Source organism: Micromonospora sp. AMSO1212t (assembly GCF_008868145.1).
Lineage (GTDB): Bacteria > Actinomycetota > Actinomycetes > Mycobacteriales > Micromonosporaceae > Micromonospora > Micromonospora tulbaghiae.
In genome coordinates this window covers 23,119-34,085 of sequence record NZ_WBKS01000056.1, presented here as the reverse complement: position 1 = coordinate 34,085, position 10,967 = coordinate 23,119, and the positions used below count along the sequence as shown (strand labels likewise).

9 protein-coding genes are annotated in these 10,967 nt (G+C 71.1%); 5 read left to right on the top strand and 4 right to left on the bottom strand.

All coding sequences use genetic code 11. The features are described 5' to 3' along the window. Positions 1 to 176 precede the first annotated feature (176 nt). On the bottom strand, positions 177 to 599 hold the full coding sequence (locus F8279_RS16280; RefSeq protein ID WP_192580707.1) for a hypothetical protein: 423 nt from the start codon (positions 597 to 599) through the stop codon (positions 177 to 179). A 271-nt stretch (positions 600 to 870) separates the two neighbouring features. On the opposite strand from F8279_RS16280, the gene F8279_RS16275 reads away from it, so the two are divergent. Continuing rightward, positions 871 to 1,248 carry a hypothetical protein gene (locus tag F8279_RS16275; protein WP_151500400.1) on the top strand — a complete coding sequence of 126 codons (378 nt, stop codon included), beginning with the start codon at positions 871 to 873 and terminating at the stop codon, positions 1,246 to 1,248. Between the two features lie 58 nt (positions 1,249 to 1,306). Here the strand turns inward: F8279_RS16275 and F8279_RS16270 are convergent, their stop codons facing one another. The 3 genes from F8279_RS16270 to F8279_RS16260 form a co-directional block, all read right to left on the bottom strand. Further along, a complete protein-coding gene (locus tag F8279_RS16270) occupies positions 1,307 to 2,287 on the bottom strand; it encodes a sporulation protein (RefSeq protein ID WP_151500399.1) in 981 nt (326 codons plus the stop codon). 102 nt (positions 2,288 to 2,389) lie between these two features. Continuing rightward, positions 2,390 to 3,166, bottom strand: a complete 777-nt coding sequence (locus F8279_RS16265; protein ID WP_151500398.1) for a DeoR/GlpR family DNA-binding transcription regulator — start codon at positions 3,164 to 3,166, stop codon at positions 2,390 to 2,392. 34 nt (positions 3,167 to 3,200) lie between these two features. After that, positions 3,201 to 5,210 (bottom strand): beta-galactosidase, encoded by a 2,010-nt coding sequence (locus F8279_RS16260; protein ID WP_151500397.1) that lies wholly within the window; start codon positions 5,208 to 5,210, stop codon positions 3,201 to 3,203. A gap of 279 nt (positions 5,211 to 5,489) precedes the next feature. Between F8279_RS16260 and F8279_RS16255 the strand changes: the two genes are divergently transcribed. From F8279_RS16255 to F8279_RS16240, 4 genes are read left to right on the top strand one after another with little or no spacing between them, the layout of a single operon-like run. Beyond that, on the top strand, positions 5,490 to 6,821 hold the full coding sequence (locus tag F8279_RS16255; RefSeq protein ID WP_151500396.1) for an ABC transporter substrate-binding protein: 1,332 nt from the start codon (positions 5,490 to 5,492) through the stop codon (positions 6,819 to 6,821). Between the two features lie 22 nt (positions 6,822 to 6,843). Next, positions 6,844 to 7,800: a carbohydrate ABC transporter permease gene (locus F8279_RS16250; RefSeq protein ID WP_091427718.1), complete on the top strand. Its 957-nt coding sequence runs from the start codon at positions 6,844 to 6,846 to the stop codon at positions 7,798 to 7,800. After that, on the top strand, positions 7,797 to 8,678 hold the full coding sequence (locus tag F8279_RS16245) for a carbohydrate ABC transporter permease (RefSeq protein ID WP_151500395.1): 882 nt from the start codon (positions 7,797 to 7,799) through the stop codon (positions 8,676 to 8,678). Before F8279_RS16250 ends, F8279_RS16245 begins: the two co-directional genes overlap by 4 nt. Further along, positions 8,675 to 10,915: an alpha-galactosidase gene (locus F8279_RS16240; protein ID WP_151500394.1), complete on the top strand. Its 2,241-nt coding sequence runs from the start codon at positions 8,675 to 8,677 to the stop codon at positions 10,913 to 10,915. Before F8279_RS16245 ends, F8279_RS16240 begins: the two co-directional genes overlap by 4 nt. Positions 10,916 to 10,967 lie beyond the last annotated feature (52 nt).

The window sequence follows — 10,967 nt, the reverse complement described above, 5'->3', positions numbered from 1 at the left end:
ATCTTGCACTTGACCCGTCGATCATGAAGTTGGCGGCGATGTGGATCTCCAAAACCGCCGTCAACTTCATGATCGACGGGTCAAGTGCAAGATCGGCGAGTAGAGGCGAGTGGAGGCGAGCAGAGGCCAGTGGAGGGGGCGGCATGGGTGCCGCCCCCTCCGTCGTTCTGCCCCGGTCAGCCTGGGTTGGGGCGGTTGTTGGTGAAGTCGCCCACCTGGGCACCCGTGGACGCGTTGTCGCTCGTGGAGCCGCCGGCCGGGGTGCTCATGCCACCCGTACCGGCGTCACCGGTCGTCGTGGGCGCCACCTTGCCCCGGTGCTTCTCCGGCTGGCGGGCCAGGCGGCGCACACTGGCCGGTCCCGCCGTACCACCGGTCGTGGTCACCGCGCCCTGACCCCGGGTCGGTCCGCCGTCGCGCAGCACCGTCGGGTCGACGGGCACGTCCGCCGGGTCGTCCGGGTCGAGTTCCTGCCGCATCCGCTCCACGTCGGTCTGCGGCACAGTGACCTCGTCCAGAGCGCCCTCGCCGTACACGCCTCCGGCGACCCGCTGCTCGGCCCGCCGGGCGGCGTCCTGCCGCATGTCGTCCTCACGCACGTCAACCACCTCGCAGCTCTCGGGGTATCGGTGTTGCGTGCCCGACGGTGGGTGGCTGAAACCGGAACCAGCACCGGGAGGACCGGTACGTGCCCGGATGCCGGATTCGGGGGCACGGCGGCCATCAGATGGCGACCGGCGGTTACCTTGCCTCCGGCGAGGGGTAGACCCAGGGTGCCCCCGCCACAGAGCGCGAACCGTGCCGTGGCCGACCTGCGGTAGCGGGGCGAGGGTATGCAGGTACGACTCATCAAATCCTGAGGAGGACCAGATGAGCACGCAGGCTGCATCCACCAGGCCGGCCAACCGGCCGATGTCCGACGTGCAGAACCGGTCGAACATGCAGGACACGTCGACCCAGCAGATGGCGTCGATGCACAACGGTCACCGGGAGAACATGCCGTCCCCCGGTACGGAGACGAAGCAGGCGTTCCTGACCACCGAGTTCTGGGTGTACGCCGCCGCTGTCGCGGTGGTCGCGATCGCCGCGTTCTGGAAGGGCACCACCGCCAACGGCCTGAACATCAACAACCCGAACCAGGCCTGGTGGTACCTGACCGCGCTGACCGGCGCGTACCTGGTCAGCCGTGGTCTGTCGAAGGCGGGCAGCGCGCGCCGCTCCGGCGAGGAGCGTCGAGGCAAGCGCTGACGCGCCACGCGTACGGCGACGCCCCCGGGATCCGTCCCGGGGGCGTCGTCGCGTGTGCTCACTCCTCGCCGAAGTCCCCGGAGTCGTCGCCGCCGCCGTCGAACGCGTCCCCGAGCATCTCACCGGCGATCATGCCCCCGGCGACGCCCAGCGCGGCACCCGCGACCACGCCGCCCATGCCCGGACCGCGCCGCCCGTGTCCGTGGTGGCCCGGGTAGCCGTGGCCACCGTGCGGCATGCCGAAGCCCTGTGCCCGCAGGCTGCCGTAACGGCCGGTGGTCTCCCGCAGCCAGCCGTCCACGACCTGCACCCAGTCGGTACGGGCGGCGTCGGTGTGCGGGACCGAGTACCGCCCGACGACGTCGTGCCCGGCGCTGAGGAAGCCGCCGCGCTTGTCGCACTCCAGGATCACCTCGACGCCCTGCTGGCTGGTCACGAACGTCAGCTCGACCTCGGTGACCGTCTGCGCGTACTGCGGCGCGGCGAAGAACTCGATCTCCTGGTAGAACGGCAGCGTCTGCGGCACGCCGTAGATGTGCCCGCGCTCCAGGTCGGCGTGCTTGAACCGGAAGCCGAGCGCCTGGAACGCCTCCAGGATCCGCTCGTGGACCGGCAGCGGATGCACCGACACCTGGTCCAGGTCCGACTTGTCGACCGCGCGGGCCACCGCGAGCTCGGTACGCAGGCCCATCGTCATGCCGCGCAGGCGCTGGCCGTACACGTCGGTGATCGGGGTCTCCCACGGCACCGGCATCTGGAACGGGATGGACAGCTGCTGCTTCGGGGCCAGTTCGAAGGCGCCGCTGACCGGCATCCGGTGGAACTCCATGACGCCCGCGTAGTCGTGGTCGCCGCTCTCGATCTCGACGCGGGTGACCAGGCCGAGGCTGATGTGCTCGATCCGTGCCGGGCTGTCGCCACCGACCAGGTTGACGTGACCGTCCAGGGCCAGTCCGGGTCGGGTGTTCGGGTTGGTGAGCACCGTGTCGACGCTCGGGCCACCCACGCCGAACGCGCTCAACATCTTCTTGAAGACCATCGGTCACTCCCGCTGAACGGCGCTCCGACATGGACCGTCGGGCGCTTCGTCAGGGCACCCTAGACGGCGGGGCTGAGAAGTGTCTGTGAGGCACGCCGGGTCTCAGTCCGCTCGTACCACAGTCAGCTCGCCCACCTGCTCGCCGAGCTGCCGGCGGGCCTCCGGGGACAGGCCGGCGTCGGTGATCAGCACGTCGGCCTCCTCCAGCGGGGCGATGGTGGCGATGCCGATGGTCTCCCACTTGGTGTGGTCGGCGAGCACCACGAGCCGCCGGGCTGAACCGATCAGCCGCCGGTTCACCGCTGCCTCCAGCAGGTTGGGCGTGGTGAAACCGGTGCGCGGACTCATCCCGTGCACGCCGAGGAAGAGCAGGTCGACGTTGAGCGCGGCGATGGCCGCCTCGGCGACCGGGCCGGTCAGCGCGTCCGACGGGGTACGGATGCCGCCGGTCAGCACCACGGTCTGGTCGGCGCGGGGGTTCTGGTAGAGCGCGTCGGCCACCGGGATGGAGTTGGTGACCACTGTCAGCCCGCGTACCTCGGCCAGCCGGGCAGCCAGCGCGGCGGTGGTGGTGCCGGCGGAGAGCGCGACGGCCATCCCCGGCTCGACCAGCCCGGCGGCGCGCTCCACGATGGCGCGTTTCTCGGCCTGCTGGCGGACCGACTTGGCGGCGAAGCCGGGCTCCTCGGTGGAGCCGGGACCGGCCAGCGTCGCGCCGCCGTGCACCTTGTCGATGAGGCCGCGGTCGGCCAGCACCTCCAGGTCGCGGCGGATCGTCATGTCGGACACCCCGAAGCGGCTGACCAGGTGACTGACCCGGACGCCGCCGCGCTGGCGGATCAACTCCAGGATGGCGCTCTGCCGTTGCTGGGCGAGCATGGGAACCTCCTCGGCGCGAACGGCAACGTACCGGTCAGGCGGTCGCGGGCACCGGCGCGGGTTCCTCGCGGACCACCGCCACCTCGCCCGCCGGCACCTCCAGCTCGCCGTCGCAGCGGGCGCCGCCGAGCAGCTCGACGCCGCTGACCGGCAGCCGGGCCGGCTCGGTGGTGTGGTTGACCACGAACAGCCAGCTCCGGTCCGCCGAGCGGCGGCGGACCACCTCCACCCCGGCCGGCGCGTCGACCGGCGGGCGCACGGCGGTCTCGGCGAGCAGCCGGGCCACCAGCCGGTCGGTGGCGTCGTCGTCGAGCCGGGTGCCGACGTACCAGGCGGCGCCCGCGGCGACGGCGTTGCGGGTCAGCGCCGGCACGCCGGGCAGCGGCCCGTCGGTGTACGCGGCCAGCACCTCGGCGCCCTCGGCGTGCAGCCACTCGGTCCACACGTCGGCGCGCGCGCCGTCGTCGAGGCGTACCGTCTCGCCGTCGCGCAGCGGGAAGAACTCCTCGACGCGTACGCCGAGCAGGTCGCGGAACGCGCCGGGGTAGCCGCCGAGCCGGATGTGGTCGTGCTCGTCGACGATGCCGCTGAAGTAGGTGACCACGGCGGTGCCGCCGGCCTCCACGAACCGGCGCAGCGCGTCGGCGTCGGCGTCGCGGACGAGATAGAGCGTGGGCGCGAGGACGAGCCGGTAGCGGGACAGGTCGGCCGACGGGTGCACCACGTCGGCGGTGATCCCGGCCCGCCACAGCGCGGCGTGCAGCGCGGACAGCCGGTCGGTGTACGTGACGTCGACGCTCGGGTGGGAGTCGAGTTCGGCGCCCCACCACGCCTCGTAGTCGAACAGGATCGCCACGTCGGCGTCGACGCGGCTGCCGCGTACCTCCGCGAGCGCGCGCAGGTCGGCGCCGAGCCGGCAGACCTCGTGGAACACCTTGGTGTCCGGCCCGGCGTGCGGCACCAGCGCGGAGTGGAACTTCTCCGCGCCGGCCCGGGAGGCCCGCCACTGGAAGAACAGCACTCCGTCGGCGCCGCGCGCGACGTGGGCGAGGCTGTTGCGGCGCATCTGGCCGGGCGTCTTGGCCACGTTGCGGGGCTGCCAGTTGACCGCGCTGGTGGAGTGCTCCATCAGCAGCCACGGCGCACCACCGGCGACGCCCCGGGTGTGGTCGGCCGCGAGGGCGAGGTTGACCTGCGGCTGCGGGTCGGCGGCGTTGAGGTAGTGGTCGTTGGCGACCACGTCCACGTCGGAGGACCAGGAGTGGTAGTCCAGGTATTTGATGCCGGTGCCGATCATGAAGTTCGTGGTGACCGGCTGCGGGACGAGCCGGTTCAGCAGCTCCCGCTCGGCGCGGAGCTGGGCGCGCTGCTCGTCGGAGGAGAACCGCAGGAAGTCCAGCTGCTGGGTCGGGTTCGCGAACGTCGGGGCGGTACGCGGCGGGTTGATCTCCGCCCAGTCGTGGTAGCGCTGGCTCCAGAACGCGGTGCCCCAGGCCGCGTTGAGCGAGTCCAGGTCGCCGTAGCGCTCGCGCAGCCAGCCGCGGAACGCCTCGGCGCTGACGTCGCAGTAGCAGTGCACGTTGTGGCAGCCGAGTTCGTTGGAGACGTGCCAGAGCACCACGGCGGGGTGGCGCGCGTACCGGCGGGCGACGGCCTCGACCAGGGCGAGCGAGTGGTCCCGGAACACCGGCGAGCTGGGGCAGTACGCCTGCCGGCCGCCGGGCCACAGCACCGTGCCGTCGGCCCGGCGGGGCAGCGTCTCCGGGTGCCGGTGCGCCAGCCACGGCGGCGGGCTGGCGGTGGCGGTGGCCAGGTCGACGCTGATGCCGCCGTCGTGCAGCATGTCGATCGCCCGGTCGAGCCAGTCGAAGACGTACCGCTCGGGGGCGGGCTGCAGCAGGGCCCAGGAGAAGATGCCGACGGAGACCAGGTTGACCCCGGCGCGTCGCATGAGTTCGACGTCCTCGGCCCACGTCTGCTCGGGCCACTGCTCCGGGTTGTAGTCCGCGCCGTACCAGATGCCCTCGCCGTGCCAGTTCCGCATGACAGCAGAGGTTGCCCCCGAACAGCACCCAAGTCAACACTTTCCAACATCGACTGAAGTTCCAACGTTTACCGGCCCTTTGCCCTGCCTCAGCGGCAACGGCGTCGCCTTTTTGCCCTCTTGACAGCGCCGCGCCAAGGGGTAGCTTCAAGCGCCACCGGCTGTTTCTGTTCGGACGTGTGGATTCTCGGTGGATCTGCCACGGCCGACACGAACACCGCTCCCCGCCACCGATCACGGTCCATGAGCGCAGCGCACCTCTTCCACGCAGGAGGCACCATGTCCCGTCCCCGCTCGCAAGCCGAATACCTCGCCCGGCTCGTGCCCCCGTCCGTCGCCGGCCTGAACCGGCGCTCGCTGCTCGCCGGCGCGGCCGGCGCGGGGGCGCTGCTCGGCACCGGTCTGCTCGCCGGCTGCGGCGACTCCGACTCCGGATCCGGCGGCGACGCCAAGAACGTCTCCCTCGGCTCGAACCAGTCGGACCCGAAGCCCAAGGACGTCGTCGCGAAGGTGATGGACGGCTTCAAGACGTCCTCCGGCGTGACGGTCGACATCAACACGGTCGACCACAACACGTTCCAGGAGAACATCAACAACTACCTGCAGGGCAAGCCGGACGACGTGTTCACCTGGTTCGCCGGCTACCGGATGCGCTTCTTCGCCGCCAAGGGCCTGGCCGGCGACCTCAGCGACGTGTGGGGCAAGCTCGACGGCTACTCCGACGCGTTCAAGAAGGCGTCCACCGGCGACGACGGCAAGCAGTACTTCGTGCCCGCGTCGTACTACCCGTGGGCGGTCTTCTACCGCAAGTCGGTGTGGCAGCAGCGCGGCTACGAGGTGCCCAAGACCCTCGACGACCTGAACACGCTCGGCGCGCAGATGAAGAAGGACGGGCTGAACCCGATCGCGTTCGCCGACAAGGACGGCTGGCCGGCGATGGGCACGTTCGACATCCTCAACCTGCGGATCAACGGCTACCAGTTCCACATCGACCTGATGGCCGGCAAGGAGGCGTGGACCTCCGACAAGGTGAAGAAGGTCTTCGACACCTGGGCCGGGCTGCTCCCCCTGCACCAGCCGGACTCGCTCGGCCGCACCTGGCAGGAGGCCGCCCAGTCGTTGCAGCAGAAGAAGAGCGGCATGTACCTGCTCGGCCTGTTCGTCGGCCAGCAGTTCAGCGGCGCGGACCTGGAGGACCTGGACTTCTTCACCTTCCCCGAGGTCGACTCCACGATCGGCGCGAAGGCGCTGGACGCCCCGATCGACGGCTACATGATGGCCCGCAAGCCGAAGTCCAAGGACGCGGCGCAGAAGCTGCTGACGTACCTGGGCTCGAAGGAGGCGGCGGACATCACCGTCAAGAACGACCCGAGCACGCTCGTCGCCAACAGCGGCGCGGACACCGGCGCCTACACCGCGCTGCAGAAGAAGGCCGCCGAGCTGGTCGGCTCCGCCACCGAGATCGCCCAGTTCCTCGACCGCGACACCCGGCCGGACTTCGCCTCCACCGTGATGATCCCGGCGTTGCAGCAGTTCATCAAGGACCCGAAGGACATCAGCGGGCTGCTCACGAGCGTCGAGAACCAGAAGAAGTCGATCTTCACCAGCTGACGGCGGAAGGGGGAAGGACATCATGTCCGACCTGCCCCTGATCCAAGCGGATCGCGCCGTGCCGCCGCCGGCCGCGACCACCACGAACGGTGGTCGCGGTCGCCGGCTACGGCTCCTGTCCCGCACCGACCGCGTGGTGGTCACGCTGATGGTGCTGGTACCCCTGTTGCTCGTCACCGGACTGGTCTGGCTGCCCGCGGTGGCGACGGTGCTGCTGTCCGGCACGAACTGGGACGGCATCGGCCCGATCAGCGAGATCGAGTGGGTCGGGGCCAAGAACTACGACGACGTGGTGAACATCTACCCGCCGTTCGTCCCCGCCGTGCAGAACAACCTGCTCTGGCTGGCCGCGCTGTTCGTGGTGGCCACCCCGATCGGCATGTTCCTCGCCGTGCTGCTGGACAAGGAACTGCGCGGCAGCCGCTTCTACCAGACCGCGCTCTACCTGCCGGTGGTGCTGTCGCTGGCGCTCATCGGCTTCATCTGGCAGCTCATCTACAGCCGCGACCAGGGCCTGCTCAACGGCGTGTTCGGCGGCGAGACCGACTGGTACGGCGACCCGAACGTCAACATCTGGGCCGTGCTGGTGGCGGCCGGTTGGCGGCACGTCGGCTACATCATGCTGCTCTACCTGGCCGGCCTCAAGGGCGTCGACCCGTCGCTGCGGGAAGCCGCAGCGGTGGACGGATCGTCGGAGACCAGCACGTTCTTCCGGGTCGTCTTCCCGGTGATGCGACCGATCAACATCATCGTGCTGGTGGTGACGGTGATCGAGTCGCTGCGCGCGTTCGACCTGGTCTGGGTCATCAACAAGGGCCGCAACGGACTGGAGCTGATCTCCGCGCTGGTCACCCAGAACGTGGTGGGCGAGGCCAGCCGGATCGGCTTCGGCTCCGCGCTGGCGACGATCATGCTGGCCGTGTCGCTGGTCTTCATCACCATCTACCTCTGGACCGTGATGCGGGAGGACAAGCGATGACCGCCGTCTCCGCCGGCCGCCGCCGCCCCGTGCGGCCCGCCCGGGTCGTCCTGCACCTGTTCCTGGGTACGGTCGCCGTGGGCTGGCTGTTCCCCATCCTCTGGGCGGTGCTCACCTCGTTCCGCTCCTACGAGTACACGGCCGCCAACGGCTACGTGTCGCTCGGCGGCTGGACGATCGACAACTACGTCACCGCCTGGCGTACCGCCGAGTTCGGCAAGCACTTCCTCAACTCGGCGTACATCACCGTCCCGGCGGTGCTGCTCACGCTGTTCCTCGCCTCCTGCGTGGCGTTCGTGATCGCCCGGTTCAGCTGGAAGCTCAACATCGCGCTGCTCGGCCTGTTCACCGCCGCGAACCTGCTGCCGCAGCAGGCGCTGCTCATCCCGCTGTTCCGGATGTTCACCGAGGTCCCGCTGCCGGCCTGGATGAGCGACTCGGAGCTGCTCTACGACAGCTACTGGGGGCTGATCCTGGTCAACGTCGCGTTCCAGTGCGGCTTCTGCGTGTTCGTGCTCAGCAACTACATGAAGGCGCTGCCGCACGAGCTGTACGAGGCCGCGATGGTGGACGGGGCGAACGTGTGGCGGCAGTACTGGCAGGTGACGATGCCGCTGTGCCGCCCCGCGCTCGCCGCGCTGGCCACGCTGGAGGTGACCTGGATCTACAACGAGTTCTTCTGGGCCACAGTGCTCATGCGGACCGGCGACAAGTTCCCGGTCACCAGCTCGCTGAACAACCTGCGCGGCGAGTTCTTCACCGACAACAACCTGGTCTCGGCCGGTTCGGTGCTGGTCGCGATCCCCACCCTGGTGATCTTCTTCCTGCTCCAGAAGCAGTTCGTCCGGGGTCTGACGCTGGGAGCCTCCAAGGGATGACGATCGTCCACCTGCGCCGCGCGCGGACCAGCCTGGTGCTCGACGCACGCGGTCCGGGGCTGCCCCGAGTCGTGCACTGGGGCGCCGACCTCGGCCCACTGCCCGACGGGGATCTGCCCGCGCTCGTCGACGCCACCGTGCCACCCGTCGTGCCGAGCAGCTTCGACGCGCCCACAGTGCTGTCGCTGCTGCCCGAGGCGAGCGCCGGGTGGAGCGGGCGGCCCGGTCTCGCCGGTCACCGCGACGGCCGGGACTGGTCGACCGCGTTCCGCCTGGCCGACCTCGACGTGCGCGACGCGGCGTCCCCGCACGGCGACGCGCCGGGCACGCCCGCTCCGGGCGGCGTGGCCGGAGGCGGGGACGCGGTGCGCGTACCCGATGAGGAGCGGAACCGCGACGGGGCCGGCGTCGCACGGGTGACGGTGCGGGCGACGGACCCGGGCGCGGGGTTGAGCCTGACCGTCGAGATCACGCTGGACGCGGCGGGAGTGCTCACGCTGCGGCACCGGCTGCGCAACGACGGCGACGGGCGGTACGAGTTGCGGGAGCTGACGCCGGTGCTGCCGGTGCCGGCGGTCGCCACCGAGCTGCTCGACCTGACCGGCCGGTGGTGCCGGGAGCGCGCGCCGCAGCGGCATCCGTGGCCGATGGGCGCGTGGGTACGCGAGGGGCGGCACGGTCGCACCGGCCACGACGCCACGCTGCTGCTGGTCGCGGGCACGGCCGGGTTCGGCTTCCGGCACGGCGAGGTGTGGGCGGTGCACACCGCGTGGAGCGGCGACCACGTCACGGCCGCCGAGCGCCGCCCGACCGGCGAGTCCACACTCGGCGGCGGTGAGCTGCTCGCACCGGGTGAGATCGTGCTGGGGCCGGGCGACGAGTACGCGACTCCCCTGCTGTACGCGGCGCACTCGGCCGACGGGCTGGACGGGCTCAGCGACGCCCTGCACACGCACCTGCGAGCCCGCCCGTCGCACCCGGGCACACCCCGGCCGGTGACGCTGAACGTGTGGGAGGCGGTCTACTTCGACCACGACCTGGACCGGCTGCGGGCGCTCGCCGACGCGGCCGCCGAGGTCGGCGTGGAACGCTTCGTGCTCGACGACGGCTGGTTCCGCGGCCGGCGGCACGACCAGGCCGGACTCGGCGACTGGTGGGTCGACGGCGAGGTCTGGCCGGCCGGGTTGCAGCCGCTGATCGACCACGTACGCGGGCACGGCATGCAGTTCGGGCTGTGGGTGGAACCGGAGATGGTCAACCCCGACTCCGACCTGTTCCGCGCCCACCCCGACTGGGTGCTCCAGGCGCCGGGCCGGCTGCCGCCACCGTGGCGGCACCAGCAGGTGCTCGACCTGGCCGCCCCGGACGCGTACGCGTACCTGCTCGGGCGGCTCGACGCGGTGCTGAGCGAGCACGACGGGATCGCGTACCTGAAGTGGGACCACAACCGCGACCTGACCGAGGCCGGGCACGCCGGGCGGCCGGGGGTGCACGCGCAGACCCTCGCGGTCTACCGGCTGCTGGACGAGCTGCGCGCCCGGCACCCGGACGTCGAGATCGAGAGCTGCTCCTCCGGCGGCGCGCGGGTCGACCTGGAGATCCTTGGCCGTACCGACCGGGTCTGGGCCAGCGACTGCAACGACGCGCTGGAGCGGCTGTCCATCCAGCGCTGGACCGGCCTGCTGCTGCCGCCCGAGCTGATCGGCACGCACATCGGGCCGGAGCGCTCGCACACCACGCGCCGCGTACACGACCTCGGGTTCCGCGCGGTCACCGCGCTGTTCGGCCACCACGGCATCGAGTGGGACATCACCGCGATCGACGCGACCGAGCGGGCGGAACTCACCGCCTGGGTGGCGCTGCACAAGCGGCTGCGCCCGCTGCTGCACACCGGCCGGGTGGTCCGGGTCGACCACCCGGACCCGGCCGTGCAGGCCCACGGCGTCGTCGCCCGCGACCGCTCGCACGCGGTGTACGCGGTCAGCCGGGTGGCCACCTCGGTGGCACAGGTGCCGGGCGCGGTCCGGCTGCCAGGGCTGGACCCGGAGCGGCGCTACCTCGTGCGCCCGCCCGCCGGGGTGCCGGAGCCCGCACTGCTGGAGCTCTCCCCGCCCGGCTGGCTGGCCTGGCCGGGCGACGGGATCACGGTGAGCGGTTCGGTGCTGGGGTCGGTCGGCCTGCAACTACCCGCCCTGCACCCCGAGCAGGCGCTCCTGCTGGAGGTGACCGCCGCCTGACCGCCCGACCCACCCCGGTGATCAAGGAGTTTGTGTCTCCGTCGAGGTCCGA